Annotated in this window: 21 protein-coding genes and 1 pseudogene; 16 read left to right on the top strand and 6 right to left on the bottom strand. The window is 41.4% G+C overall.

What is annotated here, in order from left to right:
* Positions 1-81 precede the first annotated feature (81 nt).
* From ACFQWC_RS18290 to ACFQWC_RS18320, 7 genes are all read left to right on the top strand, one after another.
* The gene (locus tag ACFQWC_RS18290) at positions 82-765 is read left to right on the top strand and encodes an ABC transporter ATP-binding protein (protein ID WP_299741867.1); all 684 of its coding nucleotides are present in this window, start codon (positions 82-84) and stop codon (positions 763-765) included.
* Positions 762-3344 carry an ABC transporter permease gene (locus ACFQWC_RS18295; RefSeq protein WP_377108782.1) on the top strand — a complete coding sequence of 861 codons (2583 nt, stop codon included), beginning with the start codon at positions 762-764 and terminating at the stop codon, positions 3342-3344. Before ACFQWC_RS18290 ends, ACFQWC_RS18295 begins: the two co-directional genes overlap by 4 nt.
* A gap of 152 nt (positions 3345-3496) precedes the next feature.
* Positions 3497-3967, top strand: coding sequence for an SRPBCC family protein (locus tag ACFQWC_RS18300; RefSeq protein ID WP_377108783.1), 471 nt, complete (start codon positions 3497-3499; stop codon positions 3965-3967).
* Positions 3968-4165: 198 nt separating this feature from the next.
* Positions 4166-5053, top strand: a complete 888-nt coding sequence (locus tag ACFQWC_RS18305) for an EamA family transporter (RefSeq protein WP_341357428.1) — start codon at positions 4166-4168, stop codon at positions 5051-5053.
* A gap of 522 nt (positions 5054-5575) precedes the next feature.
* Positions 5576-5770, top strand: a complete 195-nt coding sequence (locus ACFQWC_RS18310; RefSeq protein WP_341357429.1) for a hypothetical protein — start codon at positions 5576-5578, stop codon at positions 5768-5770.
* 580 nt (positions 5771-6350) lie between these two features.
* The gene (locus ACFQWC_RS18315) at positions 6351-10580 is read left to right on the top strand and encodes a S8 family serine peptidase (protein ID WP_377108784.1); all 4230 of its coding nucleotides are present in this window, start codon (positions 6351-6353) and stop codon (positions 10578-10580) included.
* A 241-nt stretch (positions 10581-10821) separates the two neighbouring features.
* Positions 10822-12087, top strand: a complete 1266-nt coding sequence (locus ACFQWC_RS18320; protein WP_377108785.1) for a helix-turn-helix domain-containing protein — start codon at positions 10822-10824, stop codon at positions 12085-12087.
* A gap of 89 nt (positions 12088-12176) precedes the next feature.
* On the opposite strand, the pseudogene ACFQWC_RS23215 reads toward ACFQWC_RS18320, so the two are convergent.
* The 4 genes and pseudogenes from ACFQWC_RS23215 to ACFQWC_RS18335 form a co-directional block, all read right to left on the bottom strand.
* Positions 12177-12383: pseudogene (locus ACFQWC_RS23215) on the bottom strand (YczF family membrane protein).
* A gap of 149 nt (positions 12384-12532) precedes the next feature.
* The gene (locus ACFQWC_RS18325; RefSeq protein ID WP_299741885.1) at positions 12533-13615 is read right to left on the bottom strand and encodes a Ger(x)C family spore germination protein; all 1083 of its coding nucleotides are present in this window, start codon (positions 13613-13615) and stop codon (positions 12533-12535) included.
* Positions 13608-14693, bottom strand: a complete 1086-nt coding sequence (locus ACFQWC_RS18330) for a GerAB/ArcD/ProY family transporter (protein ID WP_299741887.1) — start codon at positions 14691-14693, stop codon at positions 13608-13610. Before ACFQWC_RS18330 ends, ACFQWC_RS18325 begins: the two co-directional genes overlap by 8 nt.
* A 33-nt stretch (positions 14694-14726) precedes the next feature.
* Positions 14727-16190, bottom strand: a complete 1464-nt coding sequence (locus ACFQWC_RS18335) for a spore germination protein (protein ID WP_377108786.1) — start codon at positions 16188-16190, stop codon at positions 14727-14729.
* A 699-nt stretch (positions 16191-16889) separates the two neighbouring features.
* On the opposite strand from ACFQWC_RS18335, the gene ACFQWC_RS18340 reads away from it, so the two are divergent.
* The 3 genes from ACFQWC_RS18340 to ACFQWC_RS18350 all read left to right on the top strand — a co-directional run bounded on the left by ACFQWC_RS18340 (position 16890) and on the right by ACFQWC_RS18350 (position 19271).
* The gene (locus ACFQWC_RS18340; RefSeq protein WP_377108787.1) at positions 16890-18134 is read left to right on the top strand and encodes an MFS transporter; all 1245 of its coding nucleotides are present in this window, start codon (positions 16890-16892) and stop codon (positions 18132-18134) included.
* A gap of 151 nt (positions 18135-18285) precedes the next feature.
* Complete coding sequence (locus ACFQWC_RS18345; RefSeq protein ID WP_341357435.1) at positions 18286-18498, top strand: helix-hairpin-helix domain-containing protein; 213 nt, start codon at positions 18286-18288, stop codon at positions 18496-18498.
* Positions 18499-18563: 65 nt separating this feature from the next.
* Positions 18564-19271, top strand: coding sequence for a DNA alkylation repair protein (locus ACFQWC_RS18350; protein WP_341357436.1), 708 nt, complete (start codon positions 18564-18566; stop codon positions 19269-19271).
* A 156-nt stretch (positions 19272-19427) separates the two neighbouring features.
* Here ACFQWC_RS18350 and ACFQWC_RS18355 read toward each other — a convergent pair whose 3' ends face one another.
* Positions 19428-20138 (bottom strand): type II toxin-antitoxin system VapC family toxin, encoded by a 711-nt coding sequence (locus tag ACFQWC_RS18355; protein WP_299741896.1) that lies wholly within the window; start codon positions 20136-20138, stop codon positions 19428-19430.
* Between the two features lie 65 nt (positions 20139-20203).
* The gene (locus ACFQWC_RS18360) at positions 20204-20371 is read right to left on the bottom strand and encodes a hypothetical protein (RefSeq protein ID WP_299741900.1); all 168 of its coding nucleotides are present in this window, start codon (positions 20369-20371) and stop codon (positions 20204-20206) included.
* 397 nt (positions 20372-20768) lie between these two features.
* On the opposite strand from ACFQWC_RS18360, the gene ACFQWC_RS18365 reads away from it, so the two are divergent.
* The 6 genes from ACFQWC_RS18365 to ACFQWC_RS18390 all read left to right on the top strand — a co-directional run bounded on the left by ACFQWC_RS18365 (position 20769) and on the right by ACFQWC_RS18390 (position 25601).
* Positions 20769-20981, top strand: a complete 213-nt coding sequence (locus ACFQWC_RS18365; RefSeq protein ID WP_299741903.1) for a helix-turn-helix transcriptional regulator — start codon at positions 20769-20771, stop codon at positions 20979-20981.
* Positions 20975-21400 carry a hypothetical protein gene (locus ACFQWC_RS18370; protein WP_377108788.1) on the top strand — a complete coding sequence of 142 codons (426 nt, stop codon included), beginning with the start codon at positions 20975-20977 and terminating at the stop codon, positions 21398-21400. Before ACFQWC_RS18365 ends, ACFQWC_RS18370 begins: the two co-directional genes overlap by 7 nt.
* Before the next feature lie 12 nt (positions 21401-21412).
* Positions 21413-22957, top strand: a complete 1545-nt coding sequence (locus tag ACFQWC_RS18375; RefSeq protein WP_377108789.1) for a CPBP family intramembrane glutamic endopeptidase — start codon at positions 21413-21415, stop codon at positions 22955-22957.
* Between the two features lie 261 nt (positions 22958-23218).
* A complete protein-coding gene (locus tag ACFQWC_RS18380) occupies positions 23219-24400 on the top strand; it encodes a permease (RefSeq protein WP_341357440.1) in 1182 nt (393 codons plus the stop codon).
* A gap of 213 nt (positions 24401-24613) precedes the next feature.
* The gene (locus ACFQWC_RS18385; protein ID WP_299741913.1) at positions 24614-25135 is read left to right on the top strand and encodes a DinB family protein; all 522 of its coding nucleotides are present in this window, start codon (positions 24614-24616) and stop codon (positions 25133-25135) included.
* Between the two features lie 46 nt (positions 25136-25181).
* On the top strand, positions 25182-25601 hold the full coding sequence (locus ACFQWC_RS18390) for a RidA family protein (protein WP_377108790.1): 420 nt from the start codon (positions 25182-25184) through the stop codon (positions 25599-25601).

Here is a 25601-nt window from a genome sequence, read left to right on the forward strand (position 1 = left end):
TAAATTGTCACTTTCATAGTCACTTTAAAGTCATATTGGACAGATATACTGGGGTCTACATCAACATTATGGAGGTACCAAATGAATATTTTACAAATTGAAAATCTGTCTAAGATATATGGCAAAGGGGAGACGGCGGTCAAGGCACTGGATGATGTCTCATTCTCTGTGAAAAAGGGGGAATTCGTTGCGATCATCGGTCCTTCTGGATCGGGGAAATCCACCTTGCTTCACCTGCTTGGAGGCGTCGACCGTCCGACAAGTGGGAAAGTGCTGATCGATCAAACCGATATTTATCAATTGGATGAAACCCAGCTGGCTGTTTTCAGAAGAAGGCAGATCGGGTTGATTTATCAGTTCTACAATTTGATCCCGATCTTGACGGTGGAAGAGAACATCACCCTCCCCATGTTATTGGATCAGCATAAAGTGGATCAAAAGCAGTTGACGGATCTAGTAACGACATTGGGCCTTCATGAAAGGCTGAACCACCTGCCGAACCAATTATCCGGTGGACAGCAACAGCGTGTATCCATCGGAAGAGCGCTGATCAGTAATCCTGCCATCATTCTCGCGGACGAGCCGACAGGAAATCTCGACAGCAAAAACTCTACGGAAATCATCGAACTGTTAAAGATGTTCAACAAAACCTATAACCAGACATTGATCATCATCACCCACGATGAACGGATTGCGCTGCAGGCCGATCGTGTGATCGAAATCGCAGATGGAAAGGTCGCAAAGGATGAGGTGATCCGTCCATGAATATCATCAACAAACTGACATTACGGCATCTGAAAGAAAACAAAAGAAGGACCCTTGTGACCATCACCGGGGTGATCATCTCGGTGTCGATGATCATGGCCGTTGCGACACTCGGCGTCTCATTCCTGGACATTATGAAAAGACAATCGATAGCCGACAATGGCGAGTGGCATGTTAAATATCAAAACGTCAGCCCCGAGCAAATCGAAGCAATAGCGAATGACGAGGATACGGGAAGATTGCTCCTATCCAATGACTTGGGGTATGCAAAGCTCGATGGGGCCAAAATGGAAGATAAGCCCTACTTATTTATAAAAGAATATAATGAAGAAGGCTTGAAGCAATTTCCGATCGAGTTGAGTAAAGGCCGCCTGCCATCCGATGAACAGGAAGTGGTCATCTCCGAGGAAATCGCGAATGATGCCGGGGTTCAGTACAAGATCGGGGACCAGATCAAACTGGCTATCGGGAGCCGGATGATGGAGGGGCAAAGCGAGCCATTGGGACAGAATGACCCGCTCCAAAGGGATGGAGAAGGCATGAAGGAAAAGCTCGAAGTGAACTCCATGGAGACCTTTACGGTTACGGGCATCATCGAGAGCCCATCATGGGAACCGGCATGGTCTCCGGGCTATACGGTGCTCGGCTATATCGATAAGAGTTCCTTGAATAAGTCAGATATGGTGGATGCGGTTGTGGTGTTGGACAAAGTGAAGTCCTCCGTATTTGAGTATGCCCAGAAACTGGCAAAAGAGAATGGAATCGAGAAGGTAGCTTTCAATGATGAATTACTACGCTACTACGGTGTGACGGACAATGACAGTCTCCGCTTCACTTTGTTCTCCTTACTTGCGATTATCATGGCCGTCATCATCATCGGCTCGGTATCTCTTATTTATAATGCATTTGCCATTAGCGTATCTGAACGATCCAGACACTTAGGGATGCTTTCGAGCGTGGGGGCGACGAAGAAACAGAAGAGAAATTCCGTCTTTTTCGAAGGGATGGTCATCGGAGTCATCAGCATCCCCCTTGGTTTATTGGCAGGTGCCTTGGGGATCGGAGCTACCTTTTGGTTTATCAATACCTACATTGACGGGGCATTGGGCATTTCGGAGAGACTTCAGGTTGTCGTCACACCGTCAACGGTCCTGGTTTCCTGTCTGATTTCAAGCGTGACAATTTTTATTTCCACTTATCTGCCTGCACGAAAAGCCTCGAAGATTTCAGCGATCGATGCGATCAGGCAGACGCAGGATATCAAATTGACCGGTAAGGCGGTCAAAACATCCAAGCTCGTCCGGAAGCTGTTCGGGCTGGAAGCGGAAATCGGCTTAAAGAATCTGAAACGCAATAAACGACGTTACCATGCGACGATCTTTTCCCTGGTGATCAGTATCGTTCTCTTCTTATCGGTGTCATTCTTTACAGATAACCTGAAGAAATCGGCAGTCATGTCCCAGGAGGGCACGAATTTCGATATTTCCGTATCGGCCAACACGGGGGATACAGAGCCATTGGAAGACTTGGTTCAACTGGAGGATATCACAGCATACAGCGTCCAAAAAAGTCTGAACCCGACGGTCCTTATTGATAAAGACAAATTTCCACAGGAACTGAAAGACATGATCAAACGGGATAACATTCCCCTTGATGATGGACGTTATCAATACTATGTGAACTTACATGGATTGGATGAACAGAGCTTTAAAGACTATGCCAAAAAAGCAGGCGTAGAACCCGGGATGTTCGACGATCCCAAGAAGCCGACAGCCATCGTCATTGATCAGATTTCCTATCAGGATCCGACGACGGCCAAGTTCATCGAGGCCAAATCGATCGTAACCGAACCGGGAGACGTCCTCGATTTGATCTTCACGAACTATGATACAGAGAAATCGAAACCTTTGGGATCGTTTACGATCGGCGCCATGACAGACCAAGTGCCGATGGGGGTCCGTACCGCAATGATGGGCGGATTGGATGTCATCGTACCAATGGAAACGATGGATGCCTTGATGGATGACGAGATGAAAAAGCAAGTCCGCAGCCAGTTATATATAAACAGTACCGACCCGATGGAAACCCAGAAAGCCCTTGAAGAAGTGGTGCCATCGAACCTGTATATATACAATGTCTATCAAGACAGGCAGCAAGAAGAGCAGCTCATCCTGTTCCTCTCAGTCTTCACATATGGGTTCATCGCACTGATTTCAATGATATCCATCGCGAACATCTTCAATACGATTTCAACGAGCATTTCCTTGAGAAAAAGGGAATTCGCTATGCTGAAATCCGTTGGGATGACGCCAAAAGGATTTAATAAAATGATCAACTATGAAAGCATCTTTTACGGAGTTAAGGCATTGCTGTACGGGCTGCCGATCAGTATCGGTGTCATGTATCTGATCCACAGATCTGTCGGAGAGACCTTCGATTACGGGTTCGTGCTGCCGTGGATCGATATCCTATCTGTCATCGCGGCGATTTTCATCATCGTCAGCTCGGCCATGCTTTATTCAATCGGAAAGGTCAAGAAGCAGAATATCATTGAAGGTTTGAAGCAAGAGAATATATAGACGAAAGGAGATGGGCTTTTATAGGCTCATCTTTTTTTATGGTAGAAAGAAGGAAGCCCGGTAATATTTTTTGAAACTCAAATAAAAGAAGGAATTAAGAAAAAGTTGTCAAATCTATTTCAGAAGCACGATATCTGAGGAGGTCATTCCATTTGAGTATCCCTTTCGAAGTAAAAAGAAACTTTCAGGTTTCAAAAGAAGTAGCATATAGAAGTCTATTAGATCTTGATTCTGCCAAAGACTGGATGCAAGGGTTGGTGAAAATCGAGCGGATGGATGAAGGGCCGCTCCGTGAAGGCAGTCAGTGGAGGGAAACGAGGAGGATGTTCGGCAAAGAGGCTTTGGAACATTTTGAGGTAGTGGAGCTTAAAGAGCCTGATAAGATTGTGCTGCGATGCGACGGCACGAAGGGGACGACAGGTAAAGGAGAATTTGTATTTACCTATCTGCTTGCTTCATCAGGTGATCAAACTGAAGTGACCTTACTTGGTGAAATCAGAGGACTGACCGGCCTGTCAAAATTGTTCGGTAAGCTAATGGCAGGCGTCTTTAAGAAGGCTTGCGCAAAGGATTTGGATTCATTGAGAGAGTATTTGGAGAAAAATAAAGTGGCAAGCTCCTGACAGTGTCAATCGGAAATGGTATAATCTTTTAGAAGGAAAGTTAGCGTTAAAAGCAGTCTGTAGTTGATCTCGTACATTTTATTATAATAATAAAACCTTTTTAGGAAGTGGATTTTTATAGAGGCAGCTCTATTTTCGCCACACAATGTCAATTGACAATTGTGTGGTTTTTTTATGTGTAGAAAAGGGGGAGAAAAAATGAAAACGTGGCAATATGCATCGATTGTATTTTTGGGTGGATGCTGTTATGGGATATTATCAACATTTGTCAAACTTGCTTATTCAGCAGGTTTTTCAGTAACAGAGGTAACAGGTGGCCAATATTTATTTGGAGCTTTGCTTACCTGGGTGCTGGTTCTGTTTACAAAAAAGAAAAGAATACCTTTCAATCAAGCTTTCAAACTATTATTATCTGGAATTCCATTTGGACTGACAGGTGTGTTCTATTATCAGGCGCTGCAGACACTGAATGCTTCGCTTGCAATCATTTTTCTATTTCAGTTTGTTTGGATCGGAACGCTATTCGAGTGGATCTTCTATAAAGAAAAACCAACTAAAGGTAAAATCATCTCAATTGGTATACTAATAATCGGCTCCATTTTAGCTGCAGGTGCATTTGCAAAGAGTGAAGTTGTTCTATCCTTGCAAGGAACTGCCTGGGGGTTACTTTCGGCTTTGACGTTTACCACTTTTATAACACTCAGCAGTTCTGTCGGAAAAGATTCTCCACCCGTCTTGAAAAGTGCTTTCCTTTCAACAGGTGGTTTAATTGTCGTATTTTTACTATTTCCACCCACGTTTTTAGTTGATTTACCTACTTTGACGGGGGTCGCACAGTATGGTTTATTGCTCGGCTTCTTTGGCGTTGCTTTACCACCTCTTTTATTTTCAATCGGCATGCCCCATGTTGGACCAGGACTTGGCACAATCTTAACTGCTTCTGAACTCCCAGTGGCTGTAACCATGTCCGCTCTAATATTAGCTGAAGTAGTCAGTTTTTCACAATGGGTAGGAGTCGTGATCATTTTATGTGGAATTGTGCTCGGTAATTTAAAACTGAAAGGTAGAATGAAATCCATCTCATAATGAGAGTACAATGAAAAAAAAGAAAAGAGGTCCGTCCCTCATTGCGGTAAAGCTTTACCGTGGTGAGGGACGGACCTTTTTTAGTTTCTCATGATTTCAGGACTTCTTTGAGTTATGAAAGTCTGATTTTAGAGGGAGTTGATAGTTTGGAGCTTTTTATGCAAAGCATGAAAAATTTAACCGCTACTGTCCAGTAACTTTCATAATTCTGATTGTTATGGATGTGGGTGTGTGAGCTTAATTACTTATTTCAATTCACTCATTTCACTCATTGTCTGCATAATCTCCCATATTAAATAAAAAAAGCCAATTCAAAATAAGAGTTTTTTCATAATTTTCACTTAATTTTGCTTATATTCTGAATGGTAGGTTCAAAAAAGCGAGAGATAAGACCTGTAGTAACCAGATGGAACATATAAAATTACGTGGGATGTAAAAGAAGATAGTGACTATCTCGGAAGTTTACTTTGAATCAATGATAGTGGCCCTATATATGATGTAATGGAAAGTGGGGAAAAAGACTTGGTGTTAGCAATTGATAATTTCTATAATACAGGTTTCGGTTATGCTGGAAATGAGAAGTTACTGCATGCCGGACCATTCATCCAATGGTGGCATGTTACCGGTACAAACGTAAACAAGCCTGTCAGCATCACAGTCTTCAGTTATAACCGGGTGGGTTGGCATGCAGAGATTTTAGACGCCGAGGCAAAGTGAAAGAATATGCTGATATTGAAAATGAACATTCCATTTATGGATTACCGTGGAATCCAAGTTCTGAATATCCTGATGGAGAGTATATGTAACAGTAACTGGTACGGATGATAAAGGTTTCTCCTTAACGTCTGAACCGGAGACCATAACCGTAAAACACTAAGAAATGATGCCTGTCACCGAATGGTGGCAGGCATTTAACATATAGTCAAGTCCTCACTCGAGATTAAGATCCACCAACCATGAAAATACCACCACACATTTATCTTACATTACCCCAAATGACAAATAACAAAAATAAGTCTTTAGGACTACATAAACAAAACTTAATTGGTTATATAGAACTGAATCAAATGGATAGGTTCGTACGTGTTGCAGCAGCAAAACCCCGATTTACAGTGTACTAGCACCATGCTAACATTCAAAATGAATAGTTCGATTATTCTAAAAAGAATAAAAAAAGGAGTTGACTATCGAAAGGTATTGGTAATAATTTACTAGTTGCACTGAGTTGTCATTCTGAAAGAGAAAAAACGTGAATTGTCGGTTTAGATTGAAAAAAGGCTAAAGGGGGAAAATTTAAGTGAAGTCTACTACTTTAAAGGGAGTAGCGTCAGCTGCTTTAAGTGCTAGTTTATTAATGACTCCAATGAGTTCGATGGCTATGGGGTTGGACTACTTGAAAAAGGCTCCAAATGATCAAAAGGGAATATCGGATGTGGAAGTTGCATTGAAGGGCCTGACTGAGCAGCAAAGATTGCAGTTTACTAACTTGTATTCAGATAAAACCGCCAAATTGCGTATTTCATCCGATGTCAATCTAAATAATGAAGAAAACTTGGATATTATCGTTCAGTTTCAAGTAGATCCTGCAGCAGTACAGGTCGCAAAAGAGAAAGCAAAAGGCAAATCCGCTTCAACCCTTCGATTAGAAGAGGCTCAGGAGAAAGTGGACAAGTCCCATAAAGAATTCAAGGAAAAAATCAACAAAGTAAAATCTGAAAACAAGAGTAAGATTACAAGAGAATTTAAAAACGCGTTTAACGGCGTATCAATGACAGTACCGGCAAAAGAGGTACTGGAGCTCATCGAATTGCCAGATGTTAAAGCGGTTTGGGTCGATCAAGAGATACAGCTGGACCTTCCGATAGAAGAAAAAGAAACGATTTCTCCACAGATGAACGATAGTATTCCTTTCTTGGGGGTTGATGGACTCCATGACGAAGGAATCAATGGGAAAGGGATAAAAATAGGAGTCCTGGATACTGGTATTGATTACAACCACCCCGATTTAGAGGGAGTTTACAAAGGGGGTTATGACTTTGTAGATAATGATGATGATCCAATGGAGGCTACATATGAAGAGTGGAAAGGGTTGGATCCTGCTTCATGGCCGGAAACATGGAACGGATCTCCATATTATACATCTCATGGTACGCATGTATCTGGGATAATTGCAGGCCAAGGTCAAAATGATTCCGGCCATGCCATAACAGGTGTTGCGAACGGGGTGGATTTATACGGTTATCGTGTGTTAGGACCATATGGATCGGGATTTACAGGTTCTGTTCTGGCTGGTATTGATAAAGCGGTACAAGATGGGATGGATGTTATTAACCTGTCACTGGGAGCTACAGTAAATGATCCTCTTTATCCAACATCCGTTGCGTTAAATAATGCGATGATTGCTGGAACAGTAGCGCTGGTAGCTGCAGGAAATGCTGGTCCGAATGACTTTACCGTGGGCTCCCCTGGAACATCACCATTAGCCATAACAGTGGGAGCAAGTGACGTTTCTGTCAGTATACCAACTGCAAAAGGCGAACTTGGGGAAGATTCATTTGCTCTTCAGTTAATGGCCAAGCATTTTGATGACAATATAACCGAATTGTCAAATACATCCCTGGAGGTTGTGGATGCTGGTTTAGGTTATGCTGAGGATTTTAACGGGAAAGATTATTCTGGAAAGTTAGCGTTGATTAAACGCGGTTCACTCTCATTTAATGAAAAAATTGCAAACGCAAAGAATGCTGGAGCAAGTGCAGTCCTCATATGGAATGATGTTGACGGAAAGATTTCACACTATTTCGGTGAAGGAATTGATTACATTCCTGCTTTTACTTTAACGAAGGAAGAAGGACAAAGACTACAAGATCTTTTAACCGAAGAGAAAATGTTTACATTTAAGGAAATCAGCGAGATCAAAACAGAAGGAGATAAATTAGCGGAATTCAGTTCTCGTGGACCAGCTTTAAAAACATACGATATTAAACCAGAAATTACAGCACCAGGGGTTAGTATCTTATCGACCGTACCAGCTTATATAAATGATAAGGAAGATACATCAAATTACCAATATGCATATGAAAGATTGTCTGGAACTTCCATGGCCACGCCATATGCCGCTGGTGTTGCTGCCCTGATACTTCAAAACAATCCTGAATATTCACCATTTGATGTGAAAACGGCATTAATGAATACGGCAGACGACTTAAGTGAAGATTACAGTGTATTTGAAGTAGGTGCCGGCAGAGTCGACCCAACTAATGCTGTTCATTCTGAAGTGAAGCTTCAAGTAATGGACGAAACGATCTCTTTAGATGAATCTTATAATAAAATTGTCATTGATGATATCACAGGAGCCATTGCTTTTGGGTATCATTATAAACAAAAAGATTCATCAACAGCAGATGGGAGAACAGTAGAATTAAAGAATAATAGTGACGAAAAGAAAGATTTTAATGTAAATGTAGAACTATTGTCTTCTGAAATTTCAGGTGCAAATAATGCAGAAACGAATGACATTGTCTTTACTGTAAATGACAAAGTCTCTGTAGAGGCTAACAGTAAAGTTGAAATGACACCAAGTATCGAAGTGCCGAAAGAAGCAGAGGCAGGAACATATGAAGGCTATATCCATTTCACAAATGCGGATAACGAACATGAGAAATATCAGATCCCTTTCTCCATCATCGTGGCTGATAGAGGAATAAATTATTCAGTCGATCGACCTGCGTTTGCTTCAGACGCCAGCATGTATCATGCACATATGAGCGTCCCTGCAACGTTCTTAAATGTCGGTTTGAGAAGTCCGATGGAAACCATGGATTTAGTTGTAAAAGATGGAGACACAGGTGAATATCTGGGCTATCTAGGCTGGATTAATACGGAATTCTTAAACGAACAGCTGGGTGTTGACTTTTTAGTACCATTTGTCTTCGGTAGTGGAGCATATTACCCATTTACAGGGGACAAAGAAAACCCAATAAGTGAGGAAATGGTGTTGGCGCCTGATGGAGCATATGAACTTGAAATCATCGGGACTAATGAAGAAGGTGAAATGTTTCAGCCATCAGATTATGTATTCATTGATAATCAAGTGCCGGAAATAACAATGGAAAAAGAGCCCGGCGTTTATGAAATTGAGTACAACAAGGATGATGAACAAGGGGTCTCGTGGTTTAATGGAAAGGTCTACGATTCAAACGTAGATGCTATGAAAGAAAAAGGGTTAAAGGAAATAAAAAATAATCGGGACGGGCAATTAAGTCCTGTTGACCAAGGATTGAATACGGTTGTGGGCTATGATAGTAAGGGCTGGGGCTTCCCTACTCATTATTTTACTCCTGAAGCGGACGGAAGCTTTAAGTTCGGTGTTACTCCAGAAGAAGTAGCTAACGGTCAATACGTTGACTTTGGTTTCTATGGATTTGATGCAGCCACAGCAGGAGATCAAAGCAAGGGTATGCATAAATATTACTTCATAGAAAAAGGCGAAAAATATGCTAAGGCTGATCTTGATAAGGACGAACTGTACTTGGGTGATGAAGTAACTGTGACTTTAACGTTGAAAAATGTTGAGAAGTTCATTGGTGGAGAGTTTAAACTTAGTTATCAAAATTCATATTATGAGTTCGTTGATGCACAAATAAACCCGGAATTTAAGAAATTCGCAGAAGAAAAGAAATTAAGCACAAGGGTGGAAGTTGGCGAAATCAAACATGACCTATGGGAGGATCAAATCCCTGTTAGTGCATTTTTAGAAGGGGATTCATTAGAAGGGGCAGATGGCGATATGCCTATTCTGAATGTTACCTTCAAAGTCACGAATGATGAATTTTATGATTATATTCCTTCATTTAATTTTACAGAAGCTAAATATCATAAATTGGGGGAAGAGGAAGTTGTACAAGTTCCAGGTTTTATTACAGATCAGTTAGAAATAGTGCCTAAACAATCTGTAGTCTGGGGATATTTAGGACCTGAAGCATTCCTTCATGAAGAAGGATGGGTAAATGTAGATTTACATGGTAAAGGCGTCGAAATTACTGCAATCTCACCTGATGGAACTAAATATAAAGGTGAGATTGTGGAATCATCTAAATCAATATTCGAAATTCACGGTATTCCAGCTTCTGAAGATACCTATAAGGTAGTAGTGAAAGCACCAGGACACTTTGAATCCCACACGACCGTTACTGTAGGTGAGGTGGTTAATGGCGAGGTATTGGGAATAAAAGAAAGAATGTATCCGGGATTGCAATTAGCTGGTGATGTTAATGGTGATCATGTCATTGATATCAAGGATGCTTTTTTCTTGAAAAATCATATCAATAAGCCAGGAGAAAGACCATTAAAAGCAGATATTAACCAAGATGGAGCTATTGATGCTACCGACATGTCATTTGTCGTGAACAACTATTTAAAAGTGAATGAAATGGTAGACAATGCCCCATCCCCTACAGAAAAGCACGGGGGGAAATCGCTTGAAGATATTCTTAAAGAGGTAGGTTTAAGTGATTTATTAAATTAGTAGAAATATCAAATGAATAGGGCCCATTTTGGGCCCTATTTTCAAGAAACCACTAATCAAAGTTCCATTGAATTATGGATATAGACGTTGAAAATACGAAATGACTAAATGGTAGAATCACATAGCTATGAATCAACATCAAAGCATGCGAATGTGATCGTAAAAAACGTGTATAATGATTAATGAGTAGCTTTACAAGTGGTTAAATAAATGGTTTTAAAGGCGGGATGGGGGGACTGTGATGATTGAGGGGAAGATCATAAAGTTTTATCGTGAAAAAGCAAAATTAACACAAAAAGAGCTTGGAGGTGGAATTTGTTCGATTACTCATTTAAGTAAAATTGAACGAGGGTTAACAGAATGTTCCACTGAAACGATCGAGCACATTGCCAACCGTTTAGGAATTGATATAGAAATTGAACTGGGAAAGCTTTACAAGATCAAAGACCTTCTTGACCGTTGGCATGAAGTTATGATTAAAGAGGCACTCCCTGAAGTAGAAGCCATAAAAAATGAACTTGAAAATGCTCCGTTAATTCATATTTCTACCTATAAACATTTTTACAAACTGTTAAAAATAAGATATGAACTCATTCATTATCATTTTGATAAAGCAGAGGACATCATACATGATCTCCAGAAAATCGAATTTCATTTATCAGATTACGAAAAGAACTTGCTTAAACAATTACGAGGAATGTACTACATCGCGAAGAGTGACTATGTCAAAGCAATCGATACATTAAAAACCATCAAGCAAAATGAATATAATCATCCTGAATATTATTATCATCTGGCCGTTTCCTATCATAATCTTAACTCTCAGATTATGTGTTACCATTATGCTGAGAAAGCATTGCACTATTTCAAAAAGAGTAATAACTTTCTGAAAGTCATTGATACTGAAATGCTTATGCTAATCCAGCTTCAATTTGATCAGCACCATGATTTCAACGAAACAGTAAAACAATATGTAACGTTAATTGAAAGCTGCGTTATATGCAATGCAATCAGAAGAAAATCCAAGCTTTTACATAATTTAGCCTTTTTCTATTATGTTCGAAAGGATTATCAAAAGGCAAGCGAGCTATATAAAGAATCATGCAGTCTGAAAAATAAGAAGTCAAGCGAATACTTATTGTCATTTGAAGGCTATATCCGCTGTTCTTATGAAGCTGGCCTGTTATCAAAGGCAAAATTAATCCAATTGACCAAAGAAGGATTATCGGTAGCGGTGGAATTGCAACAGAATACATTCAGGATCCTCTTCAATCTCCTATTGTATTTAATTAAAGGACAACACGATCAGTACTATCGCTATCTATATGAAGAAGGCTTGCCTTACTATAGAAAATATGGATTTGTCTATTTAATTCAGCGCTCAGAAAAAGAACTGTTTCATTATTATCATGAAAAGAATGAGGTGGAAAAGGCTTTAGACATTGCCTATCTTTCCTTTAGTGGAGAAGACAGTGTGCCCATTGAGACGAGAAGGAATAATGAGTGAGTCAAGGGTCGATTGTTGTCCGGTTCACCATGCTTTATGATGATGAGTCTTTAGCGGCTCATCTTTTTTGTGCATTCTTCTATTGGGCTTTACTCTTTTTGAAAACATAATAACAATAAGGAAAAGAAGCTAATAGAGCAGAATAACTCAGACAATTCCATCACTCGAAAGGGACTTACGGCATTATGCTATGCTAGCGACATCTTATATCCCTGCAAAAGGTCAAGGCCCAGGGAAAAGGCAAATAAACATCCCAACATTAATAGGGTAATACTTAAGGTTTTCACACCGATCACACTCCTCCTCTTATGTTCTTCCTCAACAGTTTCCTGTGACCGACGTCGGTGCCCTCAACAATGGAACTTCGGTCAGCACCTTTTCCAATTACACAGATGGAGCCGAGCCTTCCTCACTCAGTCTCTTGACGGAGGCATGTATAAACGTTTTAATCTATTGTTCCTGTTTGTTGGATTTCACACTCTGCCTTAACAGTAACAGGTACATTTGGATAATACGTTTCCCATTGTTCTTTATTAAATTTGCGATAATGTTCCTTATATTTCGCACCTAAACCTAGTGGATCAACGTTCTGTTCTTTTAGTTGCGTGATGATTTTGTCAGCCCTATCTTCTAATTGTTGCTCTATCTCTTTTTGATATTTCTTTTTATTAAAAGACTGCCTTTTTCTCTTTGAAGAAGAAAATTCCTGTAGCTTTGTTTTCATTTTAATATTAATGATAAACTCCGGTTTACCGTGTACGATATTGACTTTATATTCTGGATTTGATTTAAGAGTTTCGAGAACCACCTTATCTCCATTATCAAACTTATATCCCTGAAGACCATCACTTGTATTTTTAGTAACTAACATCTTAAAAATATTTATTTCTTCCATCGGTATGGATGTAATATATTTATCATAGTGAAAAAAGGCTATCCCTGTGATTTTGATTTTGCCATTTACATTTTTGATCAAAGGTAAATAAGGGTCCTGGCCTATTTGAAACAATTGAAATAAAAAAGTTTGTAAATTGGTGTGGGGGAGTTCACCGGATTCCATATTTTGATCCAGTAATTCTTGAAGGAAAATAGAAATATTCTCATTCTTATATTTATTCAAATTTAATAACTCATTCGCACTACCATCAACAATGGCTATTTGAACAATACTTCCGATAGATGGATCACGGTTCAGGGTATCGACAAAATCATTGATCCCAATTTCCGCCAGTGCTTTTCCGTAAAGAGCAAACCTGAGTTGTCCGCTTACTAAGCGACGTTGTGTTTCATTATTTATACTGGTCCGCATTTCTTTACTGGATTGTGCCAAGGCGGATCTGACTTCTGTATGGGATTCGTTCTTTTTAATAATAGGATATAATATGGTTCCCAATATGTTTCCTTCGTCGGCCAAGTCATAGCCCACGCCTTGTATCATCCCGATCTCATTTACAATATTGGTAGGGAGTAAGGAACAACCTGATAATAGTAAAATGAAGAACATTGAAATGGCAGCACGATTAAACACTTTGATTCCCCCTTTTAAGCAAAGTAAAATAAAGCAGGAGCAGAGGGATATAGATGTAAAAGATGTATAGATTCATTTGAGTGACAGAAGTATCAATTATCTTCTTGACATGCTCGTTTGCTAATTGACAAATCAATACACTTATGAAGCTTAGAACCAGTAATGCATATTTCTGTTTCATATTGAAAATTTTCTTTAGCCCTCTGCATGAGCACCATAACAAAAGTGAAATCAATGCCGTAACAATGATTGAATACATAGAGATATACAAGTATTCAAATCGTTCCAAATAAGAGAACTTTATTATTTTGGTAATCGAAAGCTCAGGCCAAATAGTGGCCTTTAATTGATCCTCACTATAAAATGTGAAAGAAACAATAGAAGAAATGGTATAGAGTGCTGTAGTAAAAAGGACACCAAGATGAGCAAACTTTTTGGATTTATCAGGTTTTCTAATAAATGGATAGAACATTAATAACACCTCTGTACCTGCTATGGTGTACATCGAGCTCTTAATGGAGTCCAACATGTCCATTACGGAATGATTCATTATTGGCATCAGGTTTGAAAACTGAGCAACTTTCAAGGGAAAAAAATACAATACCATTATCAATACTTGTGGAAATATAAAAGACAAGAAAGACAAGCCTACAACGACGCGAAATCCTCCGGAAATACAATAATAGACTAACATTAGAATCAAGGTGGAGATGACCCAGGATGGTAACATGGGAAACATCCATACTTGAATAATTTCGATGAATGTAAGCATAACCGATATGCTGGCTAAACCGTAGTAAATGATAATGAAAAAACTTAAGAATCTCCCAAGAAACTTACCGAAGGCAGCAGTATGTACGTCAATAATATCCCCATCTGCTTTTCCTAGCAGTTTATACATAACCCAAATGAAAACCTGGACCAAGCACCCTGCGGCTAAGACACCAATCCATGCATCATATCCTGCTTTCGTTGCAATCGTTCTTTGAAAACTTAAAATTCCAACACCTACCTGGGAATTATAAATGATAAAGAAAACTAAATAAGGAGAGACTTGGTGCCTTACATCTACTTTCAAAAGTAATCACCCTATATGTTTATTCAAAAATATTTATTCATAAAAATCATTCAATGGCTCAGGTTTTTTCTTGCTGTCTACAAGTTTTTTCTTTTTTTGTGGTCTTAAGTTTTTGGGGTTATCTTTCTGCATGGAAAAAGGGAGTCTTACCCACAAATCTTGAAATGAAGTGATTCGTATCGGATACTGGCTTAAATAAGGTCGTCCAAGTGACGTCAATCTTAGCAAATGGATCAATGTATAGATTAAGCATAGAAAGACACCTAATAAGCCCATCCAAGCAGCAAGAAAAATGACTGGAAACTTAATAAAACGGATGGTGTTACTAAACTTATACACAGGAGATGTGTAGGAAGCTAAGGTTCCGAGTCCCACGATAATTAACAATACATTACTGGTTAATCCGGCTTCCACAACGGCTTGCCCAATGACAATCCCACCTACAACACCAAGTGATTGCCCAATTTTCAGTGGTAAACGAATCCCTGCCTCCTTTACCATTTCAATCATTATCTCTAGAAACAGTGCCTCCAGAAATGGAGGAAAGGGAACAGTTGCCCTTGACCCTACAAGCGGCTCAAGTAATCGAGCTGGAATCAGTTCGTAATGATAGGTCATGATTGCCACGTACATCGGAGTGACAAAAGAAGAGATAAAAATGGCGGAAAATCGCAATAACCGAAAAAAATTGCTAATAATCCAAGAATAACTATAATCTTCCATTGCAATAAAGGATTCCATAAAAGTTACTGGGAGGATAATCAGGTTTGGTGATCCGTCAACCGCAATGATTATTTTTCCTTCAGTAAGACCAGCAGCCACCCTGTCTGCTCTTTCCGTTGCAATTGACTGTGGAAACAAAGAATTTGAATTATCCTCAATCATGGCTGAAACATAGGAACTGTCCTGAATATGATCATATTGTATATCATTGATCCTCTGAATTATGGTGTTTACATTTTCTTCATCAGCGATTCCGTTCACATACAAAACAGCTACTTTGGTTCTCGATAATTTTCCGACCTTCATTTCCTTGACGGTAAGCTCCGAGATAGGCAATCTTTTGCGGATAAGATTGATATTTGTATCTAATTCTTCTATAAACCCAACCTGTGGACCCAATGCAGAGGATTCCAATGTTGGTATTCCTACATCGCGAAATTTACTGTTTGCAATATTCACTAATAAACATTCTTCATCATGGGGATGTAATTGAATAGACATATACCCATTCATAAGATTCTGGATAATGTCATCTTTATCACTGGTCAGAATACTTTCTTGAATGGGGATGATGCTCTTTAACTCTTTTAATGAGCTCTGATCCTGTACATAGGGAAGAACATCTTTATGTAAGATATCTGAAGAAATAAGCGTACGATAATAGGAAATCCAAAAGGGTTCTCCATCTGTTAAGGAAGTGTGATAATGAATAAAGTCATTTGAGTCAGAAAGAACTGCAACCCAGTCTTGATGGTTGGCATCGCCACTTCTCACCTTCCTAACCCCCTTCAATGCTTTTTCTTATTATGTGTAAAAAGGGAAAATGTATGCAGAGGCACGATCGGATGATAAATGGGACTGATCCCTCACACGGTGGAGATTTAGTGTGTTGGAAGTCAGAAGCTAATAAAAAAACCTCCACACAGTGAGAAGGTCATATTCCATCAGTTCCAGAAACCACATTTTTTGCACTTCGATGATTTCGTTGTCGGGTGTAACGGTACTTGGATACAGGCATCAGTTGGTGGAGGTTGAGGCGGTCGCGGCAGTGAAGAAACGTACACATTTAACGTAATCTAGGTTTGTCCAATGGATAAACTAAGTATTTTTCATCTGTTTTTAACTACTGAAACACCAAAATTCAACAGAACAAGACAAGAATGTTTCCCAAAAATCGATTGCGCCAGCAGTAGTCCTTTGCTATGATGATCTTACTAATAAATGAAATGGAGGTTTTCCTGTTGACAGCATCAATCAGATTGCGTTTCCCGCTTTTCACTCGTTAATTGAATACGTTTGAAGGCTCTGCCTATGTTCAGAGCAATGGGATTGATCTGTCTATTTTTAAGAAAACCTGTATTTGTCGGTATTTTTAAAGAGGGGAGGAGTCTCCTCTCTTTTTTGTGTCTTAAAAATAACAAGTAGGCAAGGCTTATTTTTATATAAAATATAATAGAAATGAGTTGGTGGGAAATGAACATAGTAAATCAAAATCAGAAGGAAGATTGGATAAGAAATATCATTCTTTTCCTTAGCAGTCAGACGATTTCGCTATTTGGATCGTCTTTGGTGCAATACGCGATCATGTGGCATATCACGTTAGAGACGGAGTCCGGGTTGATGATGACGTTGTTCATCATTTGCGGATTTATTCCGACCTTCCTCCTGTCCCCGGTTGCGGGTGTCTGGGCGGATCGCTATAACCGGAAGCTGTTGATTGTGTTATCGGATGGATTGATCGCGACTTCAACACTGGTTCTCGCGATTCTCTTCTTAATGGGATACGATTCGATCTGGCTGCTGTTTGTCATGGCAGCGGTCCGGGCCCTTGGAACCGGGATTCAGACACCGGCTGTCGGCGCGATTTTGCCGCAGATTGTCCCAAAGGAGAAGCTGACGAAGGTGAATGGGGCAAATGGGAGCATCCAGGCTGTCATCATGTTCGTGTCCCCAATGGTCAGTGCGGCATTGCTTGGGATGGCATCAATTGAGATCATCTTCTTCATCGATGTCATTACGGCAGCCATTGCGATCATCACACTGCTGGCCTTCTTGAAAATCTCGGTGCATGAGAAGGCAGCGGGCATACAAACAACAAGCTATTTCAGTGACTTCAAGCAAGGCTTGCAATATGTCAACAACCATGGATTCTTGAAGAAGTTCTTCCTGTTCTTCTCCATCTTCTTTGTTCTGATGGCACCTGCAGCCTTTCTGACTCCGCTGCAGGTCACCCGGAGCTTCGGAGACGATATTTGGAGACTGACGGCCATCGAAATTGCCTTTTCCATCGGGATGATGGCAGGCGGTGCCATCATTGCTTCCTGGGGCGGGTTTAAAAATAAGATTGCCACGATGACCTTCTCAAGTCTGATTATGGGATTCTGCACCTTCGCCCTTGGCATCGTTCCGGTCTTTTGGTTCTATCTCGTCTTCATGGCTTTATTCGGAGTGGCCATGCCGATTTTCAATACACCGACAATGGTGCTGCTACAGGAGAAAATCGAAGAGAATTACTTGGGAAGAGTCTTCGGGGTCATGGGGATGATCTCCACCTCGATGATGCCGATTGGCATGCTGATATTCGGACCCTTGGCAGATATTATCGCCATTGAATGGCTCCTCATCGGAACAGGGGTATTGACCATTCTCCTTTCCGTCATGCTGGGCCGCGACCAAGTGTTGATCGAAGCAGGAAAGCCTGCACCTGCGCTGGAGTGAATGTAGCCTTAAAAAGAGCTGTCCTTGTGGCAGCTCTTTTTTGTGTCGTGATATAAAGGAAAAGTAATATATAAAGAGAATACTTATACTAAACAGGAGCAATCGATTCAGTTGTATTGCAAAATAGATGAAAAGAGAGGGGAACAGGAACATGACCAATAACCCAACACCCGAAAGCGAATTGCCTAAGATGAGTAAGCCCGCGAACCGTGAGCTTCATAACGCCGGATTTTATCGCCTTGAGCAATTAACCAGCGTGTCGGAATCCGATATTCTGAAGATTCATGGGGTAGGACCGAAAGCAGTGCGCATTCTGAATGAGGCCCTTAAAGAAAAAGGGCTGTCTTTTGCAAAAAAATCATAAAACGATTTGATTAAAGTGTAGTTGTGCGAAGGTGGATAACCCATAAAATAAAGGAAGTGGATAGGATGGATTCACAAACGGTCATGCAAGAGCTGGAAGCACTGGGCAAGGAACGATCGAAGAAAATGTACATATCCAATGGTGCCCAGGAGCCGGTCTTTGGCGTCGCGACAGGTGCAATGAAGCCGATCGCCAGGAAAATCAAAAAGGATCAGGCGTTGGCTGAGGAGTTATATGCAACGGGGAATTACGACGCCATGTACTTTGCCGGTGTCATTGCCGATCCGAAAGCCATGACGGAGGCTGACTTTGACCGCTGGATCGACGGGGCGTATTTTTATATGCTGTCCGATTACGTGGTGGCCGTCACTTTGGCTGAAGCCGATATCGCCCAAGACGTGGCAGACAAGTGGATTGCAAGCGGGGAAGAGCTGAAAATGTCCGCGGGGTGGAGCTGCTACTGCTGGCTGCTTGGGAATCGCAAGGACGAAGAGTTTTCGGAAACGAAGCTTGCAGGGATGCTTGAGAAAGTCAAAGAGACTATCCACGATGCCCCCGAACGGACCAAATCCGCAATGAATAATTTCGTCACGACAGTCGGGGTTTCTTATGTTCCTCTTCATGAACTGGCTCTTCAGACGGCAAAAGAAATCGGACCTGTTGAGATGGTACGGGAAGGGAAAAAGAACAGCACACTGAAGGCTGCCGATGATATTCTGAAGCAAGTGGAGAAAGGGAAGATTGGGTTTAAGCGGAAGTATGTGCGGTGTTAATCCGTTCACCGCGACAGGTACTTTGGCCATGTGAGCCAGGTGACCTGTCCTATGGTGTTCTTGGTGGGTTAAAGAAGAGAAGTGAGTCATGAGAGATTGACTCACTTCTCTTTTTAGGTCATTACCTAACTAATGGGTGGAAAAAGAGGATTTTCCTTAAGGATGTCCAAACTTCTTTTCAAATTGTTCAGACCCACCAACAGCTTGTTCAATCACTTTACCAAGACTTTGATCGAGTCTGTTCATAAGTTGATGAGAACGCTTGTTAAACAAGTAGTTATTAGTCATCATTAAAGTGAAGATTTTCACTTTACGTCCGGAACCAGGGTTGATAATCGTAACCTTCTTGAAATCGCTATCAAAAGTTAGTAGATTAGCAGACTGATTTACTGCAGAAGCAGCGATGAAGGCATCATTAGACTGAAGGGGAACGGACTTTGAGAACTGCATGCCGGTCTCTAGGCATGCAAATGTAGTGTTAGAGAGCTTAAAAAATCTTGACTGAATCAAGCCTTCTAATCGTTCAGTCGATTTTTTATTATAGTATCTTAAGAGTTCTGGTTTTTCGTGATTTTTCACGATGTTTGTAATGAATGTGCTGCGAATCTCGTCTTTCTTATCTTTATATTCGTTCTTACTCCCTGTATGTTGAGTTAACCAATGGTCATGTTCCTCGCTTTTTATCCACTTATGGAATTGTTCTTCTGTATATATTCCCCGTGCTAATACATCGACTGCTTCAGAAAGAACAGTTTCACTTATATACAGTCTAGCCTTCTGCTGAAGTAGATAAATCGTATGTATGACGGTGGAAAGATGGTGGGGGTGGGACGAGTCAATAAATGCAATAAGATAATTGGTATCCATGAAAAAAGCATCCTCCGAATAATCTTTTCCGGGGATGCAATATTCCTCAAGGTATTGAATAGTCATCATTCTTTTCCTCTGACTTCCCGGCAGATTTGATCTGAATCTTCGCCTAAATCAATGGTTCCAATGGATTTTGATAACAGTCTGAGCTGCTCCTCAAAGGGAAGTTCCTTTTCCTTATCAATGGATGGAGTTTGTGTCGGCATAGCTTGATCATCCCCCTTTTTCATCGTTACACCCCCTTAGAATAAGGATTACCTAAAATCACTTATTATAAAAGGTATGTGGTGAATATATATCTATTCTATAAAATGAGGAGATGATTTACAACTATTACCTGTTGGTGAAAACCATGGCTTCAGTTCCCTTGTCCTGTGGTTTCCGGACGGATTACTATTCGTCTTTTATTCCCAACTCATTCATGAATATACAATAACACCCTACTAGTAATCGCTCCTTAGCATTTCCTCCCATTAAGAAAATCTCCCTGTCAACCCAAAATCAAATCATTAACAATTCCGCCACAATCAAATGTCCATTTTACAAATAAAGTAAAATATCCTATGCATAATGCAAAGGATACCTTACATTTAAGTTAATAAATCCATAAAAGGAGAAAAATGGTAGATGTTGAATAATTCTGTTCGAGAATTGCGCACCAGGTTCCGGTTTACCCAGCAGAATCTGGCTAATCGTATAGGCGTTACCAGACAGACGATCGGATTGATCGAAAAAGGGGATTATGCACCGTCCATCACGCTGGCTCTGAAGATCGCACACGCTTTTAATGTGCCGGTGGAAGAGATATTTCGCTTGGAAGAGGAGAGAGGTTCATGTTAATGAAGATATTTCAGTCACCACTGTTCAATGCCGTTCTCATCATCGGTCTTGGGATCATCATGTTGGGAGATCATTATGCGGCCCACATCCCGGATTGGCTGGTGATTGATTCGATGGTGCTCGGGATTCCGATCCTCATCTTGATGGCGATCATTCCTGTCTATAACAGACGGCATCCGGAGAATCGGATCAAGCCGAGCGTGATCCCGATGGAACTGCGGGAAGAAGATGAGGGGATGCAGTGGCTGACGTTCAAGGCGACGAGAAAGGTGTATATCTTCTTTGCTTTCGCGATTCCGATCGGCATAGCGCTGACGGCTTATTTACATCACATTCCTTATGTCCCTATCATTCTATTAATCGGAATGGGCGTCGTTCAATACCTCATTTATTGGTTTCAGATGAAGCGATTCAGCTAAAGGGGGAAACAGATGGATACTCAGTTGATCATCTCAATCATCATACTCATCACTCAGGCGGAGGTCGGTGCCGTCATCCTGTTTGTGAAATACAGAAGGGGGGACATGGACAGCAACCCGTTCATGACCATCCTGAAAAAAGAGTGGATCATTCTTTTCTATGCCTTGTTTAAATGGAAGAGGAAGAAAGGCAATGATAAAGGAATCCAGAGCTATTATTATCACAAAGGATCGAATTATTTCTGGCTGTTCATCGCGCTCCTTCATGAACAGGTGATTGAAGGTATTGTCTTTCATATCTACTTAAAAGAAATCGATCCCCTCAGGGCAAATATCCTGGTTGTGCTGCATGTCTACAGCATCCTCTACATGCTGGGGGACTACAACTTAGTCAGGAACTCGCCGATCATCCTGAAAGGGAACAAAGTTGTCATGAACATCGGGGTAAGAAGGTCACTGACCTTTCATATCAGGGATGTCGACACCATCCAACCGGCAAGGACGCAGTATAGCAAGGGTGGTGGCCTCATCCACGAGAAAAATGCCTACCATGTCAGCATGCTTCCAAGGGCGTTCACCCGTGTATTCGGCATGATGGATGAACTGAAATATGAAGTCACCTTCAAGGAACCCATTTACGCCAGAGGATATTTCGGCCAGAAAAAAATAGTAAAGAAAGCTTTGATATCGATGGACAACCCGGAACAGTTCATCATGGATCTTAGGGAAAAGGTGGACAGCTATGATGAAAGTGAAGACACGGAAGGTGATCGATTGGTTGCTGCCGCTTATGAGGGGAAAAGACCGAATTTTATCAACTGGAAGGTCTATTTTACCTTACTTGTCCTGAACATACTGGGAGCTTTGGCGATTTCCCCCTATGCGATGGAGCGGGAGAACCTTCATGAAGTCATGGGACTAAGCAAGCTGTCCTTCACTCTGTTTTACGTCATTCAGGTGCTGCTGGAAGCGGGAATCCTGCTATTCATCGCTTTATGGCTCGCAAAGAAGGTGAAGCTCAAGGCACCGATCATCGAAGCCTTTTTCAACGAAAAAAAACCGCTCCGTTTATTCAAGAAACCAATCATGCAATCCGTCATTTACGGGGTACTTGCAGGTGTGGCCATCAGCATCTTCAGCTTGATTGTATCGAAGCCACTCGGAGTGGACAATTCGTCACTCAATGAACCCGCATGGTGGCTCGGTACATTGGGGTCATTCGGTGCAGCCGTGAATGAAGAGTCGATTTTCCGTCTCTTCCTGGTCACGGGGCTGATTTGGCTTCAGATGAAACTATTCAAAGGAACGGCAACGAAAGCGAAGAAATGGACGGCCATCGTCATTGCCTCCCTAGTATTCGGAATCATGCATTATGGCGTGGCGGCATCTAATTTTGAGATGACACTGGGCCTATTCCTCAGTATGCTGGTCATCAACGGAATAGGTGGCCTCGTGTTCGGGGCACTCTTTGTCTTTATGGGACTTGAATTTGCCATGATCGCTCATTTTACAGCGGATATTGTGCTGCATGTGGTGGGGCCGCGGGTGGTGGAGTGAGGGAGACACGGGGACAGGTCCCTTGTCCCATTTTTGGTGCCTGCCCCGGAGCGTTATTGTATAAGCGTACCGGAGCAGGCACTTTTTTAAATTTGAAGTGTTACATAAGGCAGTCAGTGGTAATAGTACAACAAGTGTGATGGGGATCTGATTCCCATTTTTATTTTGCGTTTTCCTACATTTCATGCAAGATGCAAAGTTTCTGCATAATGAGTGGGTAACTGTAAAGTAGATATCGATTACAGAAAAGGAGATGGTCATTTGTTAGAATTGATTGGCGAATCTGCGAAGACCTCACTGGGGTATTTCTGGAAATCCGGTTGGGCATTCGTACTTGGATACTTAATCAGCTCCATGATTCAGGCTTTTGTACAGAAGGATAAAATGGTCAAGTATATGGGAAATCCAAGTTTGAAGTCCGTTGGGTTATCCACACTATTCGGGGCGATCAGTTCCTCCTGTTCCTTTGCAGCCCTGGCAGCAGGGCGGAATCTTTTCAAAAAAGGGGCCCATTTTATTCCGACCCTTGCCTTTCTATTTGCTTCTACCAACCTGGTGATTGAATTAGGCATACTTATTTATATCTTTCTAGGGTGGCAATTTGTGGTTGCAGAGATGATCGGGGGCATCGTTCTGATCTTTATTACCTGGATTCTTGTGAAAGCCACCTATCCTAAGAAGCTGGTGGAGGAAGCAAAGGATCATGTGGAGGACGATGAGGGAGACGAAGAAGGCTTCAACTGGAAAGAGAAAATCAAGACCAAAGAGGGCTGGTATCAGGTCGGACATGAATTTGTGATGAATTGGCAAATGGTGTGGAAAGAGATTACCATTGGATTTACGATTGCGGGGATCATGGCAACATTCATATCAGAAGATACTTGGAAAATGTTCTTCCTCGCCGATCAGCCGGACTCATTTTTAAAGGTGCTGGAAAATGCACTGATCGGGCCGATCGTTGCCATGCTCACCTTTATCGGGTCAATGGGGAATATCCCCATTGCCACAATCCTCGCTTCCAGTGGAGTGGCCTTTGCAGGAATCATGGCATTCATCTATTCTGATTTGGTCGTGCCACCGATTGTGGCGGTCCACAAGAAGTATTATGGCTTAAAAACGGCATTATACATTGCAGGTATCTTCTATTTATCAATCATCCTGACTGCGATGGGGATGCATTATGCGTTTACGGTCATCGGATTGATCCCGGAAAACGCCAAACAAGTGATGAATGAATCACCCTTTCAAATCGATTACACGTTTTGGTTAAACATCGTATTTGCCATCGTTGCGATGGTGTCCATCTATTTGAATCGACTGTTCATGAAATCCGGTCATCACCATTCGATGATGAACATGGAAGGTGACTCGAAAGTGAAGACAATCGTAACGTATATTTGTATTGGATATTTAGTGGTTGGGACTGTGGTGCATTTTGTGTGATTCGTTCAGTTAGGTTGCCCGTGATAAGCGGGCAGCCTATTTTTTTGTGTCGGATACCTACCGAATAGAACAAGGGATTTATTCCCTCACGTCGAACTTACCTTAAGAGATTAATAGGATTCACTCCTAATCATGGGAACCGCGAAGAAGGGGAGGGTGAAACAGCATGTCCTCACATTTTCACTTGAGAAATTGAATAGAGGGGGAAAGCTTATGAACTTTGAATTAAATGAAGGAATCGAGGTTTTGGAGAGAACCCCAAAGACCCTTGAATATTTCCTTACCGGTTTGTCAAAAGGATGGTTGGAGTGTGATGAAGGGGAAGGGACCTGGAATGCCATTGGAGTTGTGGAGCATTTAATCGAAGGGGAGAAGCATAATTGGATTCCGAGATTGAAGATGATCTTTCAAGAGGGGGAAAGTACGGTGTTTCCTGTTTTTGATCGTTTTTCTCATTTAGAAGAGGGCGCTTCAAAAAGTCTTGAGGAGAAGATCATGGAATTTGCTTCGCAGAGAGCAACGAATGTGAATGAGTTAAAAGAGTTAGCGGCTCGGTATTCCCTTGATGCAACGGGAATGCATCCTGCTTTCGGAAGGGTCAGTGCCCGTGAACTCATCTCCACTTGGGTAGTCCATGATTTGACCCACCTTTCTCAAATTGTAAGGGTGTTTTCCAATCGTTATATGGAAGATGTGGGGCCATGGAAGGAATATTTAGGGGTATTGAACTCTTAAACATGAGTGAGTCTTCAGATTCGTCAAAATAAATGGAGGGAAAAACATGAACAAAAAAGTATCAATGATTCAATCAGCCCATTTAGCCAATGTTGATTATGCATACGCTTCAAGAGTACCTTCGGACATGGATCTCCTGTTTTTAGCAGGGGCTTGTCCTCTTAACAAAGAAGGGGAAGTTCCTTATATCAATGATTACGAACTTCAAGCCAAACTGTGTGTGGAGAATATGAAGGAAGTATTGAAAGAGAGTGGTGCCTCCTTGAAAGACGTCGTATATACCCGGGTCCTTGTAGCCTCCCAACATCAGTCTGATTTAGTAACGGCTTGGAACGCAATAAGAGAAGAGTTTGGAGATCATGACGTCCCGAGTACGTTATCAGGAGTAACTGTACTGGGATACACCCATCAATTGGTGGAAATCGAAGCGATTGCAGCAGTAGAGAAACGTACAAATGATAGCTGA

Source organism: Rossellomorea sp. GCM10028870, from assembly GCF_042666755.1.
GTDB lineage: Bacteria > Bacillota > Bacilli > Bacillales > Bacillaceae_B > Rossellomorea.

What these genes read in the sequence shown, in the direction of transcription:
- ACFQWC_RS18290 (WP_299741867.1), top strand. Translation starts at nt 82, where the DNA reads ATGAATATTTTACAAATTGAAAATCTGTCTAAGATATATGGCAAAGGG.
- ACFQWC_RS18295 (WP_377108782.1), top strand. Translation starts at nt 762, where the DNA reads ATGAATATCATCAACAAACTGACATTACGGCATCTGAAAGAAAACAAA.
- ACFQWC_RS18305 (WP_341357428.1), top strand. Translation starts at nt 4,166, where the DNA reads ATGAAAACGTGGCAATATGCATCGATTGTATTTTTGGGTGGATGCTGT.
- ACFQWC_RS18320 (WP_377108785.1), top strand. Translation starts at nt 10,822, where the DNA reads ATGATTGAGGGGAAGATCATAAAGTTTTATCGTGAAAAAGCAAAATTA.
- ACFQWC_RS18340 (WP_377108787.1), top strand. Translation starts at nt 16,890, where the DNA reads ATGAACATAGTAAATCAAAATCAGAAGGAAGATTGGATAAGAAATATC.
- ACFQWC_RS18345 (WP_341357435.1), top strand. Translation starts at nt 18,286, where the DNA reads ATGACCAATAACCCAACACCCGAAAGCGAATTGCCTAAGATGAGTAAG.
- ACFQWC_RS18350 (WP_341357436.1), top strand. Translation starts at nt 18,564, where the DNA reads ATGGATTCACAAACGGTCATGCAAGAGCTGGAAGCACTGGGCAAGGAA.
- ACFQWC_RS18355 (WP_299741896.1), bottom strand. Translation starts at nt 20,138, where the DNA reads ATGGATACCAATTATCTTATTGCATTTATTGACTCGTCCCACCCCCAC.
- ACFQWC_RS18360 (WP_299741900.1), bottom strand. Translation starts at nt 20,371, where the DNA reads ATGAAAAAGGGGGATGATCAAGCTATGCCGACACAAACTCCATCCATT.
- ACFQWC_RS18365 (WP_299741903.1), top strand. Translation starts at nt 20,769, where the DNA reads ATGTTGAATAATTCTGTTCGAGAATTGCGCACCAGGTTCCGGTTTACC.
- ACFQWC_RS18370 (WP_377108788.1), top strand. Translation starts at nt 20,975, where the DNA reads ATGTTAATGAAGATATTTCAGTCACCACTGTTCAATGCCGTTCTCATC.
- ACFQWC_RS18375 (WP_377108789.1), top strand. Translation starts at nt 21,413, where the DNA reads ATGGATACTCAGTTGATCATCTCAATCATCATACTCATCACTCAGGCG.
- ACFQWC_RS18385 (WP_299741913.1), top strand. Translation starts at nt 24,614, where the DNA reads ATGAACTTTGAATTAAATGAAGGAATCGAGGTTTTGGAGAGAACCCCA.
- ACFQWC_RS18390 (WP_377108790.1), top strand. Translation starts at nt 25,182, where the DNA reads ATGAACAAAAAAGTATCAATGATTCAATCAGCCCATTTAGCCAATGTT.